Below are 23,420 nucleotides of genomic sequence, written 5' to 3'. Positions count from 1 at the left end.
TGAAGATGATGTGTCAACCACATTTTACTCAATATGGCTCCGCAATGTACAATCATTTTTTTGTAAAGTTATCTTTTCTTTATCCCGGCCAATAAGACGATAAGGACTTAAAGAAATGTTCATTCACATTTAACATCTCCCCTGCTAAGATGCATAACAAACCTTCGGAAAGGAGCGGACCCAAGTTTACGTTCAGTTAATACGAGGTTGACATGGACCTTGTACAATAACATTAATTCAATCAATTGGATAAATTCACAAAAAGGGAGTTGTAAGCACCGGAGCCATTTGAACTTATCTATCATGGATTGACCTATAGAAAGGAGAGTCTTGCTTGCTTACTCCCCCCCCTGTGCCTACTGCTTCAATAAAGTCCCGAAACAAAACGAGCCGTTCGCTAGTGTACAAACGCGTGAAGAAGAACTGGGATCTGTACTTGCTGATCCTGCCTGTAATCGCTTTCTTTCTCATATTTGAATATGGACCGATGTATGGCTTGCAGATTGCCTTTAAGGACTTTATCGCTAACAAAGGGATACTGGACAGTCCTTGGGTCGGACTCAAGCATTTCGAACGGTTTTTTGACAGCTACTATTTCTGGAGACTGCTCGGCAACACTCTCGGCATTGGACTGTACCAACTGCTCGTTGGATTTCCGATTCCGATCATCCTCGCGCTGCTCATTAACGAGGTTCGTTCGAAAAAATTCAGCCGCTTCGTCCAGACAATCACGTATGCGCCCCATTTTCTGTCCACGGTTGTCATGGTCGGCGTCTTGTTTATTTTCCTGTCACCGCAAACAGGCCTGTTGAATTCCTTAATCACCTCGCTTGGCGGGAAGCCGATTGACTTTCTCACACAGCCGGAATGGTTCAAGAGCATTTTTGTATTATCCGGCGTCTGGCAGCAGATGGGATGGAGCTCCATCATCTATCTGGCAGCACTGGCCGGGATCGACCAGCAGCTGCATGAGGCCGCCCGGGTGGATGGCGCAAGCCGCTGGCAGCGGATCTGGCACATTAACCTGCCGGGCATTATGCCGACTATCATCGTTCTGCTTATTCTGAATATGGGCTCTTTGCTCAGCGTTGGTTTCGAGAAGGTATTTCTTATGCAAAATACGCTTAACATGCCTGCATCGGACATCATCTCCACGCACGTATACCGCAAGGGGATCATCGACGGGCAGTACAGCTATTCCGCCGCCGTTGGTCTGTTCAACTCGGTTATTAACTTCACCCTGCTGGTTATCGTCAACCGCATCGCCCGTAAAGTGAACAACACGAGTCTGTGGTAGGAGGTGAATGACAATGTTTAATCAAAGTAAAAGCGAAAAGTGGTTTGACTGGTCCGTTCATATCATTTTGATACTTATTTGTGTGGCTGTGCTCTATCCGCTCGTGTTCGTCCTCATGGCGTCCATCAGCAGCCCGGATGCCGTCATGCGTGGCGAGGTGTGGCTGTGGCCGAAAGAACTGACGCTGGTCGGCTACAGCAAAATTTTTCAAAATAACGAAATCCTCGTCGGGTACGGAAACACCATCGTGTATACCGTTGTCGGAACGGCTATCAATCTGGTAATGTCCATCGCCGCTGCTTATCCGCTCTCAAGAAAAGATTTCTACGGCCGTAATGTCATCGCCGCACTCATGGTATTTACGATGTTTTTCAGCGGAGGGATGGTTCCTACATACCTTCTCGTAAAGAGTCTTGGAATGCTGAATTCCATGTGGGCGCTCATCATACCGGGGGCCGTATCCGTTTATAACATTTTGATTATGAGAACATTTTTTCAGAACGGCATTCCTTACGAAGTCCAGGAGGCTGCGGCAATTGACGGCAGCTCGAACATGAGCACACTGATCCGGATTGTCCTGCCGCTGTCCATGCCTATTATCGCGGTCATGATTTTGTTCTACAGTGTCGGCCATTGGAATGCTTATTTTAGTGCTCTGATCTATCTGACGGATCGTGATAAGTATCCGCTGCAGCTGTTTCTGCGGGAAATTTTGATTCAAGGCCAAATGCAGGAGATGCTTGGAATTGGAGATGATACGCAGTCCCGAATTGTGATGGAAGGCGAGGCTATTAAATACGCTGCTGTCATGGTGGCGAACCTGCCTGTGCTCTGTCTCTATCCGTTCCTCCAAAAATATTTTGTTAAAGGCGTTATGATCGGAGCCGTAAAAGGCTAGCACGATGATAAAATCTCATTTTCCCGAATGAAAGGATGTTGATTTGATGAAAAGAAAAAGCTGGGTCTCATTATTGCTGGCTGCAACCATAATAGTAAGCCTGCTTGCCGCATGCGGCGGGAAGACGGACGAGCAGACGAAAGCTGCTAACAAAGAGAACTTAAACTTAACGGGAATGCCTATCGTAAAAGAACCGGTATCCCTCACTTTTTTCACGGGAAAGGCGCCTACGAACGGCAATAATTTTGAGGAAACACTCGTCTGGAAAGAATACGCCAAGATGTCCAACATCAACGTCAAATTTGAACTGGTCCCGTTTGATAACCTGACCGAAAAGCGCAACCTGGCGCTGGCCGGTGGTGACTATCCAGATGCCTTTTACAGCGCGCGCGTGCCTGCATCCGATCTGATGAAATACGGTTCTCAGGGAACATTTATCAAGCTGAATGATCTGATTGATCAGTACGCGCCGAATTTCAAGAGCCTGATGGAGAAATACCCAGACCTCAAAAAGGGACTGACCATGCCCGACGGCAATATCTACTCCTTCCCATCCTTCTACAGCCCTGAGTTTCTACCGATGCTTATTGGAACACCGCTATGGGTCAAGCAGGAATTTCTCGATAAGCTGAATATGAAGGAACCGACAACAACGGAGGAGTTCTATCAATATTTAAAGGCTGTAAAGGAAACCGACCTGAACGGAAACGGCAAGAAGGATGAAATTCCGTACGCCGGGACCGGGATCAACCCGTTAATCGAGCAACTTCGGGGAGCATGGGGCTTCGGCAACCGGGGACTCGGCCACAAGCATGTGGATATGGACCCTGCTACGAATGAGCTTCGTTTCTTTCGAACAGATCCGAAGTATAAAGATGTCATTGAATATGTACGAAAGCTTTATACGGAAGGCCTAATCGACAACGAGATTTTCACAATCAAGACGAGTGCGCTGTATGCCAAGGGGCAGGAAGGGATATTCGGAGCGACCATCAATCCGAATCCGGTGACCCAGATGAACCAGACCGGATACTTCGGACTTGGTGCACTGAAAGGGCCATACGGGGACCAGCTTTATACCCACGTCAAAGTTCCTGTTGTATGGCCAGGCGCGTTCGTTATTACAGACAAGAACAAAAATCCGGAAGCAACCGTCCGCTGGATCGACCACTTTTACGGCGACGAAGGAGCCACCTTCTACTTCATGGGATTGGAAGGACAGACGTACACCAAGACGGCCGACGGCCAGCTTGAATTTACGGAGGAGATTACTAAAAATCCGAACGGCCTAACGATGGACCAGGTACTGGCAAAATACATCACGTGGCTTGGAGGCAGCTACCCGGGCTATGTGCAGGCGAAATATTTCAAGGGATCCGAATCTTTGCCAGAATCGATTGCTGTGGGTGAAAAGGCAGAGCCGCACAAGATCAAAGAGCATTGGAGTGCCTTTAACTATACGGAAGAAGAGACGGATTTCATGTCTACAGTTGGTTCAGATATGGGCACCTATATCGATGAAATGGAAGCGAAGTTCATCACAGGAGCAGTTCCGATGTCCGATTGGGATAAGTATGTATCGACCGTAGAGAAAATGGGCTTGTCCGAATATATGGATATTTATAAGAAAGCCTATGAACGCTATCAAAATATCGGTAAATAAAGTATCTTATATTTTAAAATAAGCCCTCCTTGGAATAAGCGTAGTATACCTTCGACGCTGTTCCAAGGAGGGCTGTTGTTTAATGACTATACTTACAGGATCAAGCCGCCGTCAACGGTGACCAGAGATCCTGTCATGAATCTTTATGCCGTAATCTCTATAGAGCTGTTAACCAGCTCATGCAGCTTTTCTGGCGTCATTCTTTTTACAAATCGGGAGTAGGTCTCCTTCTTCTTTCCGTTCTCCTGAAATATAAAGATCAGTCTGAGGATAATCGGGAGAAGCTGTTCTTCCGTTACACCTTTCATAAATAGCTGAGCGATGTTTGCCTTGATCCCTTTGGGCTCCCCGCCGATGTAGATGTCAAATACGTCCTTCATTTTGACAACGGCGATGTCTTTCAAAAGCGGTTCGCTTGTGCCTAGCGCACACCCCGCATATCCAATCTTGAGCGGACTTGGCACCTCATGATCGGCCACCGCTTCGTCAAGCCTTTTGGCGACATCCAGCCCGGCATCCTCTGCACCCCGGCAAAAGTGCATGTGATCAGGCTTTTGGATACGAATCCGGCAGGATGTACCTCCAGACCGACCTGCTTCAACTGCTCCTGTACTTCAGAAATCCGCTCTTCATCCATCGCCACGTACAGCTGTTTGAAGGTTGTCATTTCAATCAGCGCATCAGGCCCTACAGTGGAACCGAGCACAGCGAGCTGTTCCGGCCGGAAGAGTGTTCCCCCGACCTCAAAGCCCGGTGTCACCGCGAATTTCTTAACCGTCATTTCTCCCCAACTCCCATTCGCGCTGTGTTTACACCTTCATCCGTTGCAGTCTGAGCGCATTCAATACGACCGATACCGAGCTCAGTGCCATCGCCGCACCGGCAACCCAAGGAGCCAGAAGGCCGAATGCGGCAATCGGTATGCCCAAAGAGTTGTATCCGAGCGCCCAGATAAAGTTCTGGCGAATGTTCGACATCGTTTTGCGGCTCATATAGATAGCGTCTGGAATGCTGTTCAGATCGCCCTTCATCAGCGTAACGTCAGCCGCTTCCATTGCAACGTCCGTACCTGTGCCAATCGCCATCCCGATATCCGCCATGGCCAATGCCGGCGCATCGTTGATACCATCTCCAACCATTGCCACTTTTTTGCCTTGTTGCTGTAATTTCTTAACTTCTTCCGCTTTCCCCTCCGGAAGTACCTCTGCACGGACATGGTCAATGCCTGCCTGCTTGGCGATCGCCTGAGCAGTACGTTCGTTGTCCCCGGTAATCATAATGACATCAATGCCCATACCTTTCAGCCTAGCGACTGCTTCTCTGGACGTTTCTTTGATCGTATCAGCTACGGCTACAAGACCCGCATATTGACCATCCACAGCTGCAAGCATAGCCGTTTTGCCCTCTGTCTCCAGTTGGGACATCCGGGTGTCAGCCTCACCGATTCCAATCTGATGCTGATTCATCAGCTTCCGTGTTCCAACCAGCACGGTGTGGCCTTCTACTACGGCACGAATACCGTAGCCGGGAATCGCTTCGAACTGTTCCGTTGCCGGAAGAGTTGTGCCTTCACCAGTTATGCCTGCAACTATGGCTTCCGCCAACGGATGCTCGGAGTTTTTCTCAGCCGCGCCAACCAATCGTTTGAACTGCAATTCATCTATTCCATTGACCTCAACATCCGTAAGTTCCGGTTTCCCTTTCGTAACCGTACCGGTTTTGTCGAGGATGATCGTATCGATTTTGTGCGTGGACTCCAAATGCTCCCCGCCTTTAAACAGGACACCCAACTCTGCTGCACGTCCGGAACCGGCCATGATAGAGGTTGGTGTTGCAAGACCCAATGCACAAGGGCAGGCAATGACCAGAACGGCAATCGCAATTTCCAGCGAGCGGGCGAAGTCGCCCGGTGTCACCAGGAAGAACCATATCAAGAACGATACAATCGCTATACCTACAACAATCGGGACAAATACACCCGAGATCACGTCAGCAACCCGCTGGATTTTCGCTTTAGAGCCCTGTGCCTCTTCCACAACCCTGATGATTTGTGCAAGTGCTGTATCCTTACCGACTTTGGTCGCTTTAATCATCAGTCTGCCGTTCTTGTTCAACGTTGCTCCGATGACAACGTCGCCAGCCTTCTTCTCTATTGGAATGCTCTCACCGGTCAGCATCGATTCATCAACCGCTGAGATTCCCTCCAACACTTCGCCATCTACCGGAATCTTCTCACCCGGCTTGATGATGACCATATCACCACGGAGCACCTGCTCTACTGGAATGGACATCTCCTGACCGTCACGGACGACCACTGCTGTCTTCGCCTGAAGACCCATCAGCGACTTGATCGCTTCCGAGGTCCGCCCTTTAGCTAAAGTCTCAAACAGCTTGCCGAGCAGCACAAGTGTGATCAGAATGGCACTCGTCTCATAATACATCGCAGGTCCGTGGTGAGCATCCGCTCCCGCAATGAACCAATCTATGGTCAAATACAGACTGTAGAAATAAGCCGCGGACGTACCAAGGGCTATCAATACATCCATATTCGCGCTTTTGTTGCGCAGAGCCGTATAGGCTCCCACATAAAACTGCTTACCAATATAGAACTGTACCGGCGTTGCCAATATTAATTGGAACCACGGATTCATAAATATATCCGGTATCCAGAGCCATGATGTAAACGAGAAGTGACTCACCATGGACCAGAGCAGCGGCAGTGACAGAAGAGCCGAGATCAGCAGTTTGCGCTTTTGCTTCTTGATCTCAAGTTCCCGGTGTTCTGACTTATCTTGCTGATCTTCCTTGGGCATCGCCTGATATCCAAGCTTATCGATACGCTGTTGAATATCCGGAATGCTTACTTCCGCCGGATTGTACTCCACCCGGAGACTTTCCATCGCAAAGTTTACTGCCGAGTTAGAGACGCCGGGCATTTTTCCTACAACCTTCTCAATCTTGACGGCACAGGCTGCACAGTACATGCCAACGAGTTGCAAATCCGCAGTCTCTTGAAGCGTACCATAACCGAGTTTCTCAATCTTCTCTTCCATCTGCTGAACGTTGACGACCTTCGGATCGAAGGTTACCGCCGCTCTTTCCAGCGCAAAATTCACATTCGCTTCCTGTACGCCTTCCATCTTGGACAGACCTTTTTCAATCCGGTTCGCGCATGCCGCACAGGTCATACCCGTTAGCTGTAAAGTCGTTTTTTTCATTTCTTTTTGAAGTGACTCATTTGTTACTCCCATGTGCTAATCCCACCTCTTTTCAGTCTGCAGTAGGGTCAGGGCAATTAGACAATACTGTAACCCTGCTCCTCAATCGTTTGTTTTACCATTTCAAGCGTCAGCTTGCTTTCATCGTATTCTACAGCAACCGTACCTTCACCGAGATTTACCTTTGCATGGGCTCCGAGCTCTTTAACTGCACCTTCTATGGAATTGACACAGTGTCCGCACGACATTCCTGTTACATTAAGCGTAACGTTCTGCATTATAATCTCTCCTCTTCAAAATAGATTATTTAATCTAAACAGAAACCTGTAAGTTATCGAGTCTTCAACCCAAAGATTCATCATTTGCAGCTTGCTGACTTTATCGTTATCGTGCTATCTGCCGCTTATACTTGTTATCTATCTAAGCTGTTGTCTAGCTTCATGTTCTGGGCGGTTGACATTTTCAACTCTTTACATTTTGTAGTTTACCCCCCTACCCTATATTTGTCAAGCAATAAATTTCATATTCCTGTAAAATAATACTGCCACACCGAAAATGGGTGGCAGACGATACACGCGCTTATATCAGCAGTTCCGGGTACTTCCCTTTACACAGCTTTACGCCTTCTCTAATCAATTAAACTTATTTCATCAACTTATGCATGGTGACCAGAAGTTCTGAAATAACTTCATCGTCGCCTTCCTGAATTCTCTCGATCACGCAGCTCTTCATGTGATGCTCCAACAGCAGCTTACCGACACCGTTCAGCGCTGACTGGATCGATGAAATCTGGTTTAACACATCATCACAGTAAGTATCTTTCTCGATAAGCCCTTTTACTCCGCGGATTTGACCTTCAATCCGATTCAACCGACTGATCAGATTGTTTTTAGTTTTGTCGGAATGATGGCTTTTGCGTTCACCTGGAACTGCACATGACGCATGTGATTGATTTTCTGCAGTCACTTGTGATCCCCCTCTCTGGTATACATATTTTATAATAACAGCTGTCTATCCGTATAGATGCCTGACATATCTGCTGGATCTTTAAAGATTTGATAAAAACAACCGCCTAAACCTATCCTTGATTATGTTTAGCCTAACAGCAGCTTTTCAATCTCCTGTCGGTTAAACACAAAACCAAAAAACACTTGATCATTAATGTATATCGTAGGAACAAGCGTCTTTCCGGAACGTTTGCGGAGCTCGTCAGCATATTTCGGCTCATTGGCGATACTATATTCCTTATAGCTTATCTCATGGTCATTCAAAAATTTCTTGAAGTTTCTGCAGTCTTCACAGGTTGGCGTTGTATATACTTCCACTTTCAGCTTTTTCATGGGAAGGCCTCCTTAAAGAATAATGAAACATCCGTTATTGAGTTTCATCATATCATATAGCCCCCCACCCTATCTACTATTAAGAAAATATTCCCGGGTTTCTGCAGACTTCTGAACTACGGCAATATAGTAATCGTTTATAATTGTACGTCTATTGTTCATTATCACGGTAAAATTGTCACCGGATCTCAAAATAGCGTTCAGCGTTCCTGTAGCAAATATCCTGGATGATGCCACCAATATAATCATAATCCGCCGGTAACTCACCATCTTTGATCCACTCCCCAAACAGACCACACAGGACTCGGCGGAAATATTCATGACGCGGGAAGGACATAAAACTGCGGGAGTCGGTCAGCATGCCAACAAAGGTACTGATTAGACCGATCGAGGATAAGGCCTTCAGCTGCTGGAGCATACCTTCCTTCTGATCATGGAACCACCAGGCCGAACCGAGCTGAAGCTTCCCTTCAACTTCTGAGGATTGAAAGTTGCCAATGGTGGCAGCGATCATTTCATACTGTGCCGGGTACAGGCTGTAGACAATCGTTTTGGGCAGTTCATGCTTCCGATCCAGCTCACTCAAAAACGCGTTCAATGATGCTGCTAAATGAAAGTCGAGAATGGAGTCATACCCGCTGTCCTTACCAAGCTTAGCGAACATTCGCGCGTTGTTGTTACGGATCGCTCCGATATGCAGCTGCATAGCCCATCCACGGGCGCAATACATCCGGCCGAGCGCCAACAAAGTAAAGGTGCGGTATTTACCTTCCTCTTCGGATGTAATGGCCACTCCTTGCATTGCTTTGCTGTAAATTTCCGCTGCTTCCTTTTCTGTAGCAGCTGTATACGGAAAAGCACCAAACCCGTGATCCGACAGGCGGCACCCTTGCTCGTGAAAGTAAGAAATTCGCTTCTCCAATCCGTCAATGAGTCCCGCATAGGTATCGACCGTTACATTAGCGGACTCTCCCAGTTCCTGTACATATCCAGCAAATCCGGTATGTGTAATATCCAGAACCCGGTCAGGGCGAAAAGCCGGAGTGACAACCGTTTTGATGTCGGGGTTATTTCTGATACTCCGGTGGAATTCGAGATTGTCTATGGGATCATCGGTCGTGCAAGCCACCTTGATCTTAAACTTCTCCAGTATGCCTGCTGCACGCAGAGATGGATCCTGCAGCCGCTCGTTACAGCGGTCCCACACTTCCTCCGCATTGTGCTCAGTCAACCTCTCTTGTATGCCAAAATAACGGGACAGCTCCAAATGTGTCCAATGGTACAGCGGATTTCCAGCCATACGCGGGACACTTTTGGCCCAAACCATAAACTTGTCTTTATCGGGGGCATTTCCTGTAATTAGCTCTTCGTCTATACCAAGCCAGCGCAGAGCTCTCCATTTATAATGGTCCCCATCCAGCCACATTTCCGTCAAATTGCGGAACTGGCGATTCTCGGCAATATCTTGCGGGTTCAAATGGTTGTGATAATCAAAAACAGGCATTTCCGCAGCATAATCGTAATAAAGCTTTCGAGCGCTTTTACTGGTGAGCAACAATGATTCTGTATCGAAACGACTCATACTTGTTCCCTCCCACGATTTTGTCTGAATAATCAGTTCCATACTACCATACAAGTATGGTAGTATGGAATGACAGGAGGTGATTCAAGTGGAAAATTCTTTGCGTATGCAGCCCGGATCAGCCGGAAATATCGTGTACAACAAGCTGAAGCAGCAGATTGTGAGCCTGGAGCTTCCGCCAGGGACGACGCTGTCCGAGAAGGAGATGTCCCTTGCCTTCGACGTAAGCCGTACACCGGTCCGTGAAAGCTTTGTCCGCCTGGCCCAAGAAGGATTGGTGCTGGTGCTGCCGCAGCGGGGAACCCGGGTGTCGCTTATAGATCCCGAGCTCGTCGAGGAAGCGCGTTTCATGCGAGAGCAGTTGGAGAAGGCGGTCATCCGGCTTGCCTGCGAATCTTTCCCAGAGGATAAACTCGCAGAGCTAGAAGCCAATCTGGCACAGCAGAAGGAAAGCATTGAGCGGCACGACGGCAAGCAAATGTTCGAGCTGGATGAGGCATTTCACCGGATTTTATTCGAAGGCTGCCGCAAGCAAGGAACCTGGAACGTCATTCAGCAGATGAACGCTCACCTGAACCGAAGCCGGATGCTATGGCTGTCTGCTGATCCGCATTGGGGCCACCTGTATGAGCAGCACCGGGTAATGGCTGACGCGATCCGCAGACATGACAGTGATTATGCCGAGCGTGTCATGCAGGAGCATTTGAGCCTGATCATCTCGAATTTGACCGTGCTTAAGGAGAAGCACCCGGATTATTTTAAAATATAAGGGTTTGTTTCGAATCCTATATGGAAGAGGCGGTGGAAAAATGCGTATGGTATTCCGCTGGTTCGGCGATGGCAATGATACGGTCACGCTTGACCAGATCAGACAAATTCCCGGCGTAGAAGGCATCGTATGGGCACTGCACGATATCCCGGTCGGTGAGGAATGGCCGATGGAACGGATTCAGGAAGTCCATAAACAAGCAGAAGCGTACGGACTTCATCTGGATGTAGTTGAAAGTGTGAATGTGCACGAGGACATTAAGCTTGGCCTTCCTTCCCGCGATCACTACATAACCAACTACATCCGCACGATGGAAAAGCTGGCGCAGGTCGGTGTCAAAGTCATCTGTTACAACTTCATGCCGGTGTTTGACTGGGTGCGTACGGATCTGCATAGGGCTGCTGGCGACGGATCAACGGCACTCTTTTTCGAAAAAGCATTGATTCACGGCATTGATCCGATGGAGCTGGTGCGTAACATTAATGACAACAGTGCACTGACCATGCCCGGCTGGGAACCGGAGCGCCTTGCTCATTTAACTTCCCTGTTCGAGGCCTACCGGAACATGACGGAAGAAGATTTGTGGAACAACCTAGAGTATTTCCTGAACGCTGTCATTCCGGCGGCAGAGCAGTGCGGTATTCGAATGGCGATTCACCCGGATGACCCGCCTTGGCCGATCTTTGGACTACCTCGTGTCATTACGAGTCAGGATAATATCCGCAGATTCTTGAAGCTATACGACAGTCCGGCGAACAGCGTAACGCTGTGCAGTGGGTCTCTCGGAGCGAATCCTGAGAATGATATCATCGGGATGATCCATGAATTCCATGATCGGATTCCGTTTACACATATCCGTAACGTGCGCGTATTCGATAACGGAGATTTCATCGAGACGTCACACCGGACGCAGGATGGAACCGTTGATATCGCAGGCATTGTTAAAGCCTATAATGACAACGATTTCAATGGATACTGCAGACCCGATCACGGACGTCATATCTGGGGTGAGGAGTGCCGGCCGGGATACGGACTGTATGACCGCGCACTCGGCATCATGTATTTATGGGGTGTATGGGATTCCTTGGGGAGGTCCAGAATCGCCAAGGAAAAGGAGGCTTCCACCGTATGAATGAATCTCCGCAGATCACGAAGCTTCCGAAGCATCATGCTCTTGAAGGAAAAGTAGCCGTTGTAACAGGCGGTTCCGGTGTCTTATGCCGCGCAATGGCACTGGAGCTGGGCCGCCAGGGCGTTAAAGTAGCTGTGCTGAACCGAACAGTGGAGAAAGGCCAACTCGTTGCAGGCGAGATAAAGGCAGCAGGCGGCGAAGCGGTTGCTGCCCTATGCGACGTCACCGATGCAGACAGCGTGCGCCATGCAGAGCAGTCGGTACGTGAGCTGCTGGGACCGTGCGATATTCTTATTAACGGAGCCGGCGGCAATCACAAGGATGCCAATACAACAAACGAAATTTTTCGGCCGGAGGATTTGGAGATGCCTGAGGTATCCACCTTTTTTGACCTCAGCGTTCCCGGGTTCCGGAGTGTTATGGAGCTGAATTTCATCGGTACGCTTATCCCGACGCAAATATTCGGTCATAGTATGGTCGGCCGTCCGGGCGCAGTCGTGCTCAACGTTTCATCGATGAGCGCACCGTCGCCGATGACCAAGGTGCCTGCCTACAGTGCAGCGAAGGCGGCAATCAACAACTTCACCCAGTGGCTGGCTGTGCATCTCGCCGAGTCCGGCATTCGGGTCAACGCCATTGCACCAGGGTTCTTCCTGACAGAGCAGAACCGCAATCTGCTGACTCATGAAGACGGCTCATTGACCGAACGCTCTCATAAAATTATTACCCATACCCCCATGAGGCGGTTTGGCGTGCCGGAAGATCTGCTAGGCACGGTCCTCTGGTTGGTGGATGAGCACACATCCGGATTCGTAACAGGAACCGTTATCCCCGTGGACGGCGGATTTATGGCTTATTCCGGCGTGTAGCATTAACCAGCCTTACTCTCTGAGCTTATATGCTCGGGGATTTTTTTTGTACTAGATAGTTGCCAGCTTGACGATCTTTCTGAAGTATGGCATCTTTATAGGAACGAATACACGAAAGCGATGAAGGGAAAATAGTAGCTTATCCATCATTGTCCAAGCGAGCCGGCGGCAGGTGTGAGGTCCGGTACAATGAGGTATGTGAATGGGTCCCTTCGCTTCAAACCGAACCCCTGCCCAGCAGGCCAGTAGGCTTTGACGGCTCTCCCCCGTTACCATGGGAGAAGTGATCGGAACAGGCATTCAGACTTAAAGCCTTTCTTCCCGTCATGTTAAAGTGCGGCACATGGTTGCCGAAAAGTGGTGGTACCGCGGAGTCAAACACTTCGTCCCTGAGCAAGGGGCGAGGTGTTTTTTTATTTTTTCATAAACCTAAGGAGGTCAATCAATATGAACAAAAGAATGTTGTCAGGCATCAAACCCAGCGGAGATTTGAACATTGGAGGATACAGCGGCTCACTGAGCCAATTTGTGGCTAACCAGCACGACTATGAATGCTACTTCTTCATCCCTGATCTGCACGCAGTAACGGTGTATCAGGACCCCAAGGAGCTACACCAGCGGTCCCGGGACATTGCCGCCCTGTACATTGCCGCAGGCATCGACCCGAAGAAGGCTGTCATTTTCCTTCAGTCACAGGTACCTGCTCACGCCGAGCTTTCATGGCTACTGGAGACACAGGCACATTTCGGTGAACTGAGCCGGATGACGCAGTTTAAAGACAAGTCCGAAGGTAAGGATACCGTCAGCTCAGCCCTGTTCACTTATCCGGTACTGATGGCGGCTGACATCTTGCTCTACCAGACTACTCACGTACCTGTCGGGGATGACCAGAAGCAGCATATCGAGCTGACACGCGATCTGGCTACGCGATTCAATAATAAGTTCGGCAATACATTTGTGCTGCCTGAGCCGATCATCCAGGACACGGGTGCACGAATCATGGGCCTCGACGATCCATCCAGTAAAATGAGCAAAAGCAACCCGAACCAGAACAGCTACGTGTCGCTTCTCGATGATCCAGCCGTAATCCGCAAAAAGTTCTCCAGAGCCGTAACGGACTCCGAAATGAACGTCCGTTATGACTGGGATACCAAACCTGAGGTCAGCAACCTGATTGAGATTTATTCCGTATTTTCAGGCGATTCCATTGAGACGATTGAGAAGCGCTATGAAGGCCAAGGCTACGGCGCACTCAAAAAGGAACTTGCTGAAGTCGTCATCACCAAGCTGGAGCCGATCCAGAAAACATACCATGAAATCGTCCACTCTGAAGAGCTGGACAATATTCTAAAAGACGGCGCACGCCGTGCCAATGAAGCTGCTCAGGACACACTGCTTGCTGCGAAACGCGCTATGGGATTTGTAACATTCTAAACAAGTAGAAAGCCTCCCAAGAAGAGGATGACAACAGCCGCAACCAGGCTGTATCTTCCTCTTCTACGGGAGGCTTTTTATTATAAAACCATAGGATTAGTCCAATATCTAATCAATTATTTAAAGAATGCAGGCAGATACGGTTTGTGTGCTTCCAGCAGTTCATCCAGAACCTTCTTGGCCACATCAACGGAAGGAACGAGCGGATGATGGGCTAGCGCCTGCAGAGCAATACCGCGATCACCGGTCACTGCTGCGTCAATCGTTAACTTCTCATATACTTTCACCGCATGCATCAGGCCTTTTACATGCTCCGGAACGTTCTTAGGCGCCAATGTAACCGGACCTTGTCCTGTCACTACGCAGTTGACCTCAATGCTGGCATCCGGCGGCAGAAAATCAAATGTATTGCCGTTCGCTACGTTCAATGCCTGAATATCACGTTTGTCGTTGTAAATGGAATTCATCAGATTCACCGCTGCTTCGGAATAGAAAGCTCCGCCCCGCTGTTCCAGCTGCTTCGGCTTCACATCGAGGTTCACGTCTTTATACAGCTCGAACAATTCTGTTTCCACACGGCTGACGATGTCGGCACGAGTGCCATCCTTTTCAAGCGAGGCCTTCATGTCTGTGAACATTGTGTCCTTCATGTAGAAATATTTCAAGTAATACGTCGGGATCGCGCCCAAGGATTTCAGGAAATCGGCATCCCAGCCGAGGGTAGGTACGTTTTTCGCTGTATAGCTTTTTCCGCCGTCCAGCAGTTCCGGAAGCTTCTCTTCCCCGCGAACGATGGCCGAGGTTACCCAGTGCAGATGGTTGATACCTACAAACTCAGGCAGTACGTCCTTCTCCGGTACCTGATACTCTGCAGCCAGGAACTTCTGGACGTTAATCGGAGAGTTGCACAGACCGACCGAGCGAACTTTGCTGTGCTTCAGCACCGCTTCAGTAACAATACCCGCCGGATTTGTAAAATTCAGCATCCACGCATTCGGTGCCAGCTCCTCGATGTCACGGCAAATATCCAGAATGACCGGTACCGTACGAAGCGCCTTCATCATGCCCCCCGGACCTGTCGTCTCTTGGCCGATAACTCCGTGTTTAATCGGAATATGCTCATCCAGCTTCCGCGCCGCCAACAGGCCGACACGCATCTGTGTCGTCACGAAATCCGCACCTTCAATCGCACGCTTGCGATCGAGCGTCAGATGAACTTCAATAGGAAGTCCGGATTTCTCAATCATGCGTTTAGCCAGGTTGCCAACGATGTCCAGCTTGTGCTTACCTTCCTCGATGTCCACGAACCACAGTTCGCGAATTGGCATTTGATCATAGTTGCGAATGAATCCTTCCACGATTTCGGGTGTGTAAGAGGAACCTCCGCCGATGACGGCTATTTTGAGACCGTTTGATTGTGCCACTTGAATCGCCTCCATAAGATGATGTTATATGAATTAGTGAAATGAGAACTCTTAAAAAGATAAAGCTTTCAATTTTCCTTCCGTCTCGGCGTCGATCACTTGGCCATCCGACTCCATCGCGCTCATCAGGGCGCCTGCCACCGGGTCAGAGGTTAAATGAACACATCTTGCATGAGGTGCCCGTGCGGCAACTCCGCGTTCAATGGCATTGGTGAGAATTGAGCTTTTGCCCTTGTTCAAAACGCTTCCAATATAGACGATATCAAACGTTTCATCCGACATGCCAAGACGTCTGATCAAGGTACAAACAGCATTAGCCATCTCTTCACCTTCGGTTTCAAGAATGGAGACCGCTACAGCATCCCCTGCTTCAGCCGCTTCCAGCAAAGTTTTAACCAGACTGGACGGAATGGATATCTTATCGTACAGCACGTCCCCGAACAATGCTTCAACGGAAGTATAACCCATGTGATCCAGCACCAAAGAAGTTAATAGCGTCTCAGGCCCGCGGCCATCCCACGCTCTCATAACGGACCGGAACGCAAGCAAGGCTAAACCCGACCCTCCAGCGTAACCATCACCATACTTAAAGCCAAAACCGCCATACTGCAGTTCATCGCTATCCGCATTGCGAGCTGCACTGTTAAATCCAGTTCCGCATATAATTGCCGCACCGTAAGGGCGGTTTGTACCTGCGCGCATGCCGATCATCGTATCACAAGCAATCTCGTGCTTCAGATACCCCATACCGCCGATCATCGGGCGCAAAATTTCATAATCCGCTTCGCGGTCCGCTCCAGCCAATCCGAAGTAGGCAAAGCTAACGTCTTTCTTCGTGATTCCGGCTTCAAGCAGTGCTGCGTCGCAGGCAGCGTTGATGTTGCTTTCCGCCTTTTCACGGTCAATTTGATGATTTCCGTTACCCGCCATTCCTTTGCCTAACACATTACCGCGCTCATCTACAATAACGGCATGAGTCTTGCTTCCTCCGGCGTCCACGCCCAAATAGTTCCTCATGTACATTACTCCTTCCGCTGATCACGGGATCAAACTGTTGTTATATGTACAAGATACTCTTCTACGGCAGCTCAAACTACTGCTATACGCGCAAGAACTGATACTATCTTACTGTCATATGCTTTGACTCCCTATTATGACTGGTCTCTCAGTTCACTTGGCGATAAGCCGACATGCTGTTTGAACAGCCGGTTGAAGTTAGACAGATTCCGAAACCCGCATTCCTCGGCAATACCGATAATTTTCAGATCCGTTGTCTCGAGCAAATGTACCGCATGGGTCAGTCTCAACTGAATTAAATAATTCAGTGGCGAAGTTCCGACAGCCTGATGAAACAGAGCACTGAACCGCGACGGACTTAAATGGGCGAGATCCGCCAGTTCATTCAGCGTCCAGCCGTAACCAAGATTCAGTTCCATTGTATGAAGGACATCTCTCAGCACATGCATACCTCGATGCTTCATGGACAGATGGACTGTCTGCTGAGGTGTCTCCTGTAGGTGGCGGTTCGCAAGCCCCAGAAAGCGGATCAGATCCGCACGAATCAGACTCATGAAAACATCGTCTTTCGTACGGCACTCTTCCATCATCCGGTGGAATAATTGCGCCAGTTCACGGCTAACAGGTTTATCGTGAGTAATGATATGGCTGAAATCCACACCCGCTTCGCGGAAAGGCCGCATCAGTTCCGGGTCATATTTAAGATCAATGGCCAGAAGCGAGGGATCGAACATAATAATATCCATCACCAGATCTTTCGTTTCAAAAGCCCGGTGCAAATCGTTGCTATTAATGAAGACAAGGTCGCCTTGTTCAAACGGAATCTTCATCCCGTTAATAAGATAGTAACCGTTTCCACTTCGTATGTAGTTCATTTCCAGAGTTTGATGCCAGTGCAGACGTTGGAATCCAGGGTTAACCCCTTCCGTCGTCGAAGCCGTAAATGGAAAAGAGTTGTCCGGAAAAAGAATATGATCACGAATGACACTATGAGGCCTGTCCATCTGGCAAATTCACCTCCATCAAAAGTTCTGAATTTCTTTGAAAAAGGCATTACGTTGCCCTTTTAAGTCGAATTAATCAAATATTACCACGATGATATAGGACAGGCTATCACTCCGGGGTGACTTTAAATCGGCTAAAAAGAATATACGGTTATTTGAACACGAAAAAGGTTGCATCAGATTACCAAGGTTACTATAATGGTAGTAACTTAAATTTGATACTTTATGAGATAAGGATGTGTCTGTTTGAATTTTCGCGTATATATATTGGCCATCGCGGCGTTTGTCGTCGGTATGGTTGAACTCATCGTTGGAGGCATTCTGAATCTCATTGCAGAGGATCTTCAAATATCCATCAGTTCTGCTGGTCAGTTTATCACCATCTTTTCCATTGCCTTTGCAATCTCAGGTCCGATTCTGATTAATGTGACCGCTAAAATGGAACGCAAAAAGCTCTATTTGTACATGATGACTGCCTTTATGATCAGTAATCTGATCGTAGCTTTCACATCAAGTTATGCAGCAATCATCGCAGCCCGTGCATTATCTGCTATGAGCGGATCCGTCATCATTGTACTGTCCGTCTCGATGGCAGCCTCGCTCGTTCCGGAATCGCACAAAGGTCGCGCGATCGGAATTATCTATATGGGAATCAGCGGATCGCTTGTTCTCGGGGTACCACTCGGCATGGTCATCGGTAATGCTTACGGCTGGCGCGCTCCGTTTCTCGTTATTGCGATTCTTAGCCTGCTATCTATGGCCGGCATTGCGTTATTCACGAAACGCACAGCTCCGAACCCGGTAGTACCGCTACGTGAACAGCTTGCCCTTTTGAAAAATAGTAAAATCGTGAGCGCCCAGCTTATCGTCCTGCTGATGCTCACCGGTCATCTGACTTTGTACGGATATCTACAGCCTTATGTACAGTCCACATTCAACGTCAGTCCCGGCATGATGAGTGTCGTTTACTTCCTGTTCGGCATCGCAGCCGTAACAGGCGGCGGGTTCGGCGGATGGATAGCTGACCGTTTCGGTACGAAACGTTCGATCCTCGCCATTGTGGCATGCTTCTCGGTATCGATGTTCATGGTCATGCTCACAGCTCAAATCTCGTTCTGGGTGTTCCTGATCGCTATGATGATATGGAGTGCGCTCAGTTGGGCCATCTCTCCAGCTCAGCAGACGTATCTGCTTCAGCTGGCTCCAGACAATGCAGAGACACAGCTCAGTCTGAATTCCTCCATGCTTCACCTGGGAATCGCCTCGGGTTCAATTATCGGCAGCACCGTTATTGAGAAGAGCTCGGTAGCCAACAATCCTTGGGTCGGCGGTATCATCGCTGCTGTTGCCTTCGGTGTCGCGTTCTTCTCGCTAACTCGCCGTTCTGCTCCTGCCAAAGATGAAGCTGCTGCTTCGTCCCGAACCGCAGAGCAGTTGTAAACTTGGATCAAATTCATACAGTATACACTTAAAGGGGCATCCCACAAGGTCCATTGACCTGTGGGATGCCCCTTTGCTGTTGTGAGACGCTGCACTGAGTAATCATTCCTTCAAACTTTACGTCCTTGCTTAATAGCGCAGCCGGAGCAAAAGCGCTTTAATCTCTTCGTCTTTGAACATTTCCTCTGGATATTTACGACTGAATGCAGTCAATGCCATATCGTGATAGAAAAATTCAACAAACACCTTCACAAACGGCTGTGCCTGTGTCCGGATTGCCTGCCAGCTGCCCTGCTCGACGCCTGCGAATAGAAGCTGCTTCGTATCTGTCACCAGAAGCATGAACCGCTCCAGCTTATCGTGATCGGCCGTAGGATTCAGCACATACAGCTTGGACAGCGACACTTCCGGGTGGTCATCCCCCGTCACCAAAGCTTCAACGCGCACACCTTCCCGCTCTTTTCGGTCCAGCAGATCGGTTATTTCACTAAACTCATCGCTCCACATCGAGACGAGAACAGACTCCTGTGCTTCCTCTATCATCTGTTTGCAGAACGCCTGGATCGAGCTGTGCGATTTCAGACTCCACACCTGATCATCCACAACCGTTTTGCGAACACCCGCTGAGCGAAGCTCCTTAATGTCACTCTCAAACTCATGCGTCAGTTTATCAATCACAGCTTCCACGGGAAGTGCCGTATAGGTACGCTTTTTGCCGGATACCGTATCCATGACAATTCCCTTGTCCACCAACCGGTCCAGCACCTCATAAATTTTTGCCTTCGGAACACCAGACAACTTCACGATACTCGATGCATCCATCGCCTCGCCGCTCGTCACGAGCGTTTCATATACTTTGCTCTCATACTGGGAGTAACCGAATTGTAGAAGCATAGCTCCTCCTTGTACATTCACTTGTTACCCTCTATGTTACCGGAGCGTGAGACGCTTGACCAGTACTGTGGAATGGGAATGCATGTTTATAGAAACTCAAAACAGCAATTAGTGCTTTCCGGCTAGCTAAATGGCTAGTACCGATACGTTACGCTTGCCTATACTGATGCTGATACTGACGCTGATACTGATGCTTACACGATTCTACGGCTAACGGACACCACAGCTCTTATTTGGTGAAAAATCAGCCGATTTGGATTCTAACGGACACCAGCGACCTTATTTCCGAAAAAGTAGGCGAAACCGGATATTTGCACCTGCAATAGCGTCATCTGTGTCCGTTAGCATTCGAAATGTCCGAAATCGCCACAAATAGCGGCTCCTGACGGTTTAACCCCCTAATCTTGGACACTAGCCACCTCATTCTCGGGATATCGCATCATAACGCAATTTTTGCAGGAGTAATCGTTCCTTCGTTCACCAAACGCAAATACTCCTTAGGTGGCCAGTCATGAAGGCTTCCATGAATGCGCTCGTTGTTGTAATAGCGAATGAACCGATCTACTTCCGAAAAGGCTTCCTCATAATCCTCAAAACAGTGTCGTTGGTAGCACTCGCGTTCCACAATACTGTGGTAGGACTCAATGAAGGCATTCTTGTTCGGTGTCCGGTTCGGAGTACGTTCATGTTCAAGCCCTGCCTGTTCACAGAAAGCATGGAACGCCTTGCTGACGAACTGGGGGCCATTGTCAGTACGAATAACCAACTTCTGCTCATCTCCGTACACTTTACGCGTAAGGAGCGCTTTCTGGAGTGTACGTAAGATATCTTGGGTGTGGCAGGTTTTCCCGCGATGGTACGCTACAATTCGGCGGTCAAACACGTCAATAATGCTGGCCAGGTAGAAATGCCGGCGTTTTCCCGCCACGTAGCCATACTTAATATCCATCTGCCACAACTGGTTGGCGCCATTTACCACCCGGTTATTCGCTACTCTTTTGGGAACAGGGTTCGTTCTTTCTCGTTGTGGAAGGAGAATCCCCAAGGACTTGCAGAGACGGTATACCTTCTTTTTGTTAATCACTAGCTTGTACTTTCGGCGCAGCAAAATCGTCAGTTTCCGGTAACCAGATGCTCCATGAGGGCCTTGGATCAGACGACGAAGAAACCCTTGAATACGGGTATCAGAGACGGCCTTTCCGTTCTGGTCACAGGAATAGCCCGGGATCGGTCGTCCGTTGCTGATCGGCTGCTGACGTTCAGGATGCTTCAAACGGTAATAGTACGTGGATCGCGGCACGTCACAGATCCGTAGGACGGTACGGATCGGATAGCCTTGCTCAATCCAATAGGAGGCTATTTGTAGTCGGGATACTTTTTTTTTACGAGATCTTTGAGGATGTGGTTTTCAAGTTCCTTCTCCCCCAACAGTTTCATCGCCTCGTCATATTTTTGCTGCAGCTCTTGGAACTTGGCCGCATCCTGCTCTATTTTTTGGGCTTCTTTCTGCTTTTTGACCATAAGATCTCCCACCTCATCCTCATATTGACGAACCCAGCCGCTTAACGTTTTGGGAGACATGCCGTATTTTCTCGCAACCATCTCTGTCCGGTAACCAGACAACACCTCTACGACATACTCTTTTTTCGCCTCAACCGGGCATCGAAATCGTCTTTTCATGGACGGACTCCTCATTTCTTTTTAGTGTATCTGAGGTACCTTGGAGTGTCCAATTGGATTAGGGGGCTATAAAGCTGAGTCCGTTTGCTCCCAAACCTACTCATTGTCCGGCAAATAAACAGTCTTATAGTGAGCACTCCATAAATTATGAATCAGAATAAAAAATAAGCCCGCGAACAATCTATCAGAAAAGAGCGCTCCAGCGGAAGGCTTCCTAGGCGCTGGCGCTCATTACACTGGATCAGATTCGCTGAAAGATCCTTTAGAGCGGACTCCGCCAGCATCGTGCGGACCGCTCCCCACTGCTGCTTCTGAACAGTGCTTATGGCCTCGGCCACCGTCAGTCCCTTTAATCGCATAAACACAGACGACCAGCGCACAAGATCTGCATACTCTCTCGTATCCGGCAGTGCATACTCCGCATAACCAGAAGCACCGCTACAAGATATTTTAAACAATCCACAGTTCGTACTCTTATCGTTCCACGGAATATCCTGTTCAGCCGAATTACCGTCAAAACGGAAAATCTCCATATAACGTATCATAGTTTCGTGTAGTTTATGTTCCGTTAATTGCGGTAAAGAGTCTGTTATTTTAGCCATCTCACAGTCTCCTTTTCTAGGGTTCAATTGCAGCACAAAAAGCCCGAAAGAGCAGAGAAACCCGCTCCCCAGGCGCTGAATGCGGCACAATCGTGCCACCTAAAGTATGATGGGTCGTGTTCTCTCCCAATACGCTTACGAGGTTAGCTGTCGGATTCGGGCTTGAGAGTGCCCTACCCTGTGCTTGCGCAGCAAGCTCTAAGGATTCACCCCATTCACCATTAGTTATGGTGAGGTTGGTTCCCCCGCCTCCCTTTCGGGAACTCAGCGTGTAGATTATATGGTTAAAGTTGGATGAATCATACGTCATTGTCCCTTTCAAAGTAAATGTTCATTTATGGTCTATAAATTCAAAATATCGACGAAAAAGCCAAAAGAAAACGTGTACATTAGGGCTTGACATCGATTATCCATACAAATGCACAGTATCTTGCCACTTTACGAAAAATTAACGAAATACAGAGAAATACAGAGTATGAAGCAGTATTCGGGTGATCGGACTTCTTTCCCCCCGCTATCCCGTTAAAAAACACCTCAAATGTGCCTTTCCCTCGATTTACATTACGAACCGCCAGACGTATGATACGAATCATGAATTGAACAATGTTTTCTCATGAATCGCTGAATTCCCTTGCTAGGCAAGGGAAACGGGGGAACCAAACAAGGAGATGCGCCAGGTGGTGTGAGAGCCGCCATTGAACATCTCCAGGGGTGAATCCTGATCCGAAGACTCCATGAAATTCGGATCAGGTAGGGCGACTCTCACCGCCCGAATCCGACAGCTAACCTCGTAAGCGTTGAGTTAAGCAGTCACGCATTTAATTGACGCGGTCTGCTCACAAGGAGAGGATGATGAAGCTTGTGATCGAGAAACACGACCACAGGGCTTGATGCCTCTGTGGTTTTTTTATCAAAAAATGCTTTTTATTCGCTGAGTCCTTGAATGGAAAAGGAACGGGGGAACCAAACGAGAGACGTGTATTTCTCTCAGGGGTGAATCACATCGGCAGGATAACTGCCTATGGGTAGGGCGACTCTCACGCCCGAATCCGTCAGCTAACCTCGTAAGCGTATCGAGAGAGGCAACGATTGTCGTGTGCAAGGCACGGTGTATTTCACTGTGTCATCAGAAGCCACGGGAAGAGTGACTCTCCTTC

22 protein-coding genes, 3 riboswitches and 1 other annotated feature are annotated in these 23,420 nt (G+C 48.7%); of the genes, 8 read left to right on the top strand and 14 right to left on the bottom strand.

Annotation, left to right across the window (positions count from 1 at the left end):
- Nucleotides 1-367 precede the first annotated feature (367 nt).
- Genes B9N86_RS00710 through B9N86_RS00700 form a run of 3 tightly spaced genes read left to right on the top strand, consistent with a single transcriptional unit; the run spans nt 368 to nt 3,858 of the window.
- Nucleotides 368-1,297 carry an ABC transporter permease gene (locus tag B9N86_RS00710; protein WP_425298592.1) on the top strand — a complete coding sequence of 310 codons (930 nt, stop codon included), beginning with the start codon at nt 368-370 and terminating at the stop codon, nt 1,295-1,297.
- Between the two features lie 13 nt (nt 1,298-1,310).
- Nucleotides 1,311-2,195, top strand: coding sequence for a carbohydrate ABC transporter permease (locus tag B9N86_RS00705; protein ID WP_208917264.1), 885 nt, complete (start codon nt 1,311-1,313; stop codon nt 2,193-2,195).
- Between the two features lie 46 nt (nt 2,196-2,241).
- Nucleotides 2,242-3,858: an extracellular solute-binding protein gene (locus B9N86_RS00700; RefSeq protein ID WP_208917262.1), complete on the top strand. Its 1,617-nt coding sequence runs from the start codon at nt 2,242-2,244 to the stop codon at nt 3,856-3,858.
- Nucleotides 3,859-4,001: 143 nt separating this feature from the next.
- Here the strand turns inward: B9N86_RS00700 and B9N86_RS30080 are convergent, their stop codons facing one another.
- The 7 genes from B9N86_RS30080 to uxaC form a co-directional block, all read right to left on the bottom strand.
- A complete protein-coding gene (locus tag B9N86_RS30080) occupies nt 4,002-4,322 on the bottom strand; it encodes a hypothetical protein (protein ID WP_244562912.1) in 321 nt (106 codons plus the stop codon).
- Nucleotides 4,280-4,639, bottom strand: a complete 360-nt coding sequence (locus tag B9N86_RS30075) for a hypothetical protein (protein WP_244562911.1) — start codon at nt 4,637-4,639, stop codon at nt 4,280-4,282. The genes B9N86_RS30080 and B9N86_RS30075 overlap by 43 nt, the downstream gene beginning before the upstream one ends.
- A 28-nt stretch (nt 4,640-4,667) precedes the next feature.
- Nucleotides 4,668-7,109, bottom strand: a complete 2,442-nt coding sequence (locus B9N86_RS00690) for a heavy metal translocating P-type ATPase (protein WP_208917260.1) — start codon at nt 7,107-7,109, stop codon at nt 4,668-4,670.
- Between the two features lie 44 nt (nt 7,110-7,153).
- Nucleotides 7,154-7,354 (bottom strand): cation transporter, encoded by a 201-nt coding sequence (locus B9N86_RS00685; RefSeq protein ID WP_208917258.1) that lies wholly within the window; start codon nt 7,352-7,354, stop codon nt 7,154-7,156.
- A 364-nt stretch (nt 7,355-7,718) separates the two neighbouring features.
- Nucleotides 7,719-8,042, bottom strand: coding sequence for a metal-sensitive transcriptional regulator (locus B9N86_RS00680; protein ID WP_208917256.1), 324 nt, complete (start codon nt 8,040-8,042; stop codon nt 7,719-7,721).
- A 128-nt stretch (nt 8,043-8,170) separates the two neighbouring features.
- On the bottom strand, nt 8,171-8,416 hold the full coding sequence (locus B9N86_RS00675; protein WP_208917254.1) for a glutaredoxin family protein: 246 nt from the start codon (nt 8,414-8,416) through the stop codon (nt 8,171-8,173).
- A 178-nt stretch (nt 8,417-8,594) separates the two neighbouring features.
- Nucleotides 8,595-9,998, bottom strand: coding sequence for a glucuronate isomerase (gene uxaC / locus B9N86_RS00670; RefSeq protein WP_208917252.1), 1,404 nt, complete (start codon nt 9,996-9,998; stop codon nt 8,595-8,597).
- An 88-nt stretch (nt 9,999-10,086) separates the two neighbouring features.
- Here uxaC and B9N86_RS00665 point away from each other — a divergent pair, with 88 nt between their 5' ends.
- From B9N86_RS00665 to trpS, 4 genes are all read left to right on the top strand, one after another.
- A complete protein-coding gene (locus tag B9N86_RS00665) occupies nt 10,087-10,767 on the top strand; it encodes a GntR family transcriptional regulator (protein WP_244562910.1) in 681 nt (226 codons plus the stop codon).
- A gap of 40 nt (nt 10,768-10,807) precedes the next feature.
- Nucleotides 10,808-11,899 carry a mannonate dehydratase gene (gene uxuA, locus B9N86_RS00660; RefSeq protein WP_208917250.1) on the top strand — a complete coding sequence of 364 codons (1,092 nt, stop codon included), beginning with the start codon at nt 10,808-10,810 and terminating at the stop codon, nt 11,897-11,899.
- Between the two features lie 14 nt (nt 11,900-11,913).
- Nucleotides 11,914-12,768, top strand: a complete 855-nt coding sequence (locus B9N86_RS00655; protein WP_208920023.1) for an SDR family oxidoreductase — start codon at nt 11,914-11,916, stop codon at nt 12,766-12,768.
- A 111-nt stretch (nt 12,769-12,879) separates the two neighbouring features.
- Nucleotides 12,880-13,162 (top strand) — a binding site (T-box leader).
- Between the two features lie 53 nt (nt 13,163-13,215).
- Nucleotides 13,216-14,202 (top strand): tryptophan--tRNA ligase, encoded by a 987-nt coding sequence (gene trpS, locus B9N86_RS00650; protein ID WP_208917247.1) that lies wholly within the window; start codon nt 13,216-13,218, stop codon nt 14,200-14,202.
- 116 nt (nt 14,203-14,318) lie between these two features.
- Here trpS and B9N86_RS00645 read toward each other — a convergent pair whose 3' ends face one another.
- The 3 genes from B9N86_RS00645 to B9N86_RS00635 all read right to left on the bottom strand — a co-directional run bounded on the left by B9N86_RS00645 (nt 14,319) and on the right by B9N86_RS00635 (nt 17,647).
- The gene (locus B9N86_RS00645; RefSeq protein WP_244562909.1) at nt 14,319-15,626 is read right to left on the bottom strand and encodes a 6-phospho-beta-glucosidase; all 1,308 of its coding nucleotides are present in this window, start codon (nt 15,624-15,626) and stop codon (nt 14,319-14,321) included.
- A 51-nt stretch (nt 15,627-15,677) separates the two neighbouring features.
- Nucleotides 15,678-16,643, bottom strand: coding sequence for an N-acetylglucosamine kinase (locus B9N86_RS00640; protein WP_208917243.1), 966 nt, complete (start codon nt 16,641-16,643; stop codon nt 15,678-15,680).
- A 134-nt stretch (nt 16,644-16,777) separates the two neighbouring features.
- Nucleotides 16,778-17,647: an AraC family transcriptional regulator gene (locus B9N86_RS00635; protein WP_208917240.1), complete on the bottom strand. Its 870-nt coding sequence runs from the start codon at nt 17,645-17,647 to the stop codon at nt 16,778-16,780.
- 246 nt (nt 17,648-17,893) lie between these two features.
- On the opposite strand from B9N86_RS00635, the gene B9N86_RS00630 reads away from it, so the two are divergent.
- Nucleotides 17,894-19,087 carry an MFS transporter gene (locus tag B9N86_RS00630; RefSeq protein ID WP_208917238.1) on the top strand — a complete coding sequence of 398 codons (1,194 nt, stop codon included), beginning with the start codon at nt 17,894-17,896 and terminating at the stop codon, nt 19,085-19,087.
- A gap of 129 nt (nt 19,088-19,216) precedes the next feature.
- Here the strand turns inward: B9N86_RS00630 and B9N86_RS00625 are convergent, their stop codons facing one another.
- The 4 genes from B9N86_RS00625 to B9N86_RS00610 form a co-directional block, all read right to left on the bottom strand.
- Nucleotides 19,217-19,981, bottom strand: a complete 765-nt coding sequence (locus B9N86_RS00625) for a TrmB family transcriptional regulator (protein ID WP_208920022.1) — start codon at nt 19,979-19,981, stop codon at nt 19,217-19,219.
- 439 nt (nt 19,982-20,420) lie between these two features.
- On the bottom strand, nt 20,421-21,326 hold the full coding sequence (locus tag B9N86_RS00620) for an IS3 family transposase (RefSeq protein ID WP_280174990.1): 906 nt from the start codon (nt 21,324-21,326) through the stop codon (nt 20,421-20,423).
- Between the two features lie 11 nt (nt 21,327-21,337).
- Nucleotides 21,338-21,661, bottom strand: coding sequence for a transposase (locus tag B9N86_RS00615; RefSeq protein ID WP_208917236.1), 324 nt, complete (start codon nt 21,659-21,661; stop codon nt 21,338-21,340).
- Between the two features lie 152 nt (nt 21,662-21,813).
- Complete coding sequence (locus B9N86_RS00610; protein ID WP_208917233.1) at nt 21,814-22,263, bottom strand: hypothetical protein; 450 nt, start codon at nt 22,261-22,263, stop codon at nt 21,814-21,816.
- A gap of 116 nt (nt 22,264-22,379) precedes the next feature.
- Nucleotides 22,380-22,543, bottom strand: a riboswitch (cyclic di-AMP (ydaO/yuaA leader).
- A 329-nt stretch (nt 22,544-22,872) separates the two neighbouring features.
- Nucleotides 22,873-23,075: riboswitch (cyclic di-AMP (ydaO/yuaA leader) on the top strand.
- A 107-nt stretch (nt 23,076-23,182) separates the two neighbouring features.
- Nucleotides 23,183-23,350, top strand: a riboswitch (cyclic di-AMP (ydaO/yuaA leader).
- The last annotated feature ends 70 nt before the right edge of the window (nt 23,351-23,420 follow it).

It is taken from the genome of Paenibacillus uliginis N3/975, from assembly GCF_900177425.1.
Classification (GTDB): Bacteria; Bacillota; Bacilli; order Paenibacillales; family Paenibacillaceae; genus Paenibacillus_AQ; species Paenibacillus_AQ uliginis.
This window is presented reverse-complemented; position numbering and strand designations above follow the sequence as displayed.

Coding starts and splice junctions, on each gene's coding strand:
- B9N86_RS00705 (WP_208917264.1), top strand. CDS start 1,311: ATGTTTAATCAAAGTAAAAGCGAAAAGTGGTTTGACTGGTCCGTTCAT.
- B9N86_RS00700 (WP_208917262.1), top strand. CDS start 2,242: ATGAAAAGAAAAAGCTGGGTCTCATTATTGCTGGCTGCAACCATAATA.
- B9N86_RS30075 (WP_244562911.1), bottom strand. CDS start 4,639: ATGACGGTTAAGAAATTCGCGGTGACACCGGGCTTTGAGGTCGGGGGA.
- B9N86_RS00690 (WP_208917260.1), bottom strand. CDS start 7,109: ATGGGAGTAACAAATGAGTCACTTCAAAAAGAAATGAAAAAAACGACT.
- B9N86_RS00685 (WP_208917258.1), bottom strand. CDS start 7,354: ATGCAGAACGTTACGCTTAATGTAACAGGAATGTCGTGCGGACACTGT.
- B9N86_RS00675 (WP_208917254.1), bottom strand. CDS start 8,416: ATGAAAAAGCTGAAAGTGGAAGTATATACAACGCCAACCTGTGAAGAC.
- uxaC (WP_208917252.1), bottom strand. CDS start 9,998: ATGAGTCGTTTCGATACAGAATCATTGTTGCTCACCAGTAAAAGCGCT.
- uxuA (WP_208917250.1), top strand. CDS start 10,808: ATGCGTATGGTATTCCGCTGGTTCGGCGATGGCAATGATACGGTCACG.
- trpS (WP_208917247.1), top strand. CDS start 13,216: ATGAACAAAAGAATGTTGTCAGGCATCAAACCCAGCGGAGATTTGAAC.
- B9N86_RS00640 (WP_208917243.1), bottom strand. CDS start 16,643: ATGAGGAACTATTTGGGCGTGGACGCCGGAGGAAGCAAGACTCATGCC.
- B9N86_RS00635 (WP_208917240.1), bottom strand. CDS start 17,647: ATGGACAGGCCTCATAGTGTCATTCGTGATCATATTCTTTTTCCGGAC.
- B9N86_RS00625 (WP_208920022.1), bottom strand. CDS start 19,981: ATGCTTCTACAATTCGGTTACTCCCAGTATGAGAGCAAAGTATATGAA.
- B9N86_RS00615 (WP_208917236.1), bottom strand. CDS start 21,661: ATGAAAAGACGATTTCGATGCCCGGTTGAGGCGAAAAAAGAGTATGTC.
- B9N86_RS00610 (WP_208917233.1), bottom strand. CDS start 22,263: ATGGCTAAAATAACAGACTCTTTACCGCAATTAACGGAACATAAACTA.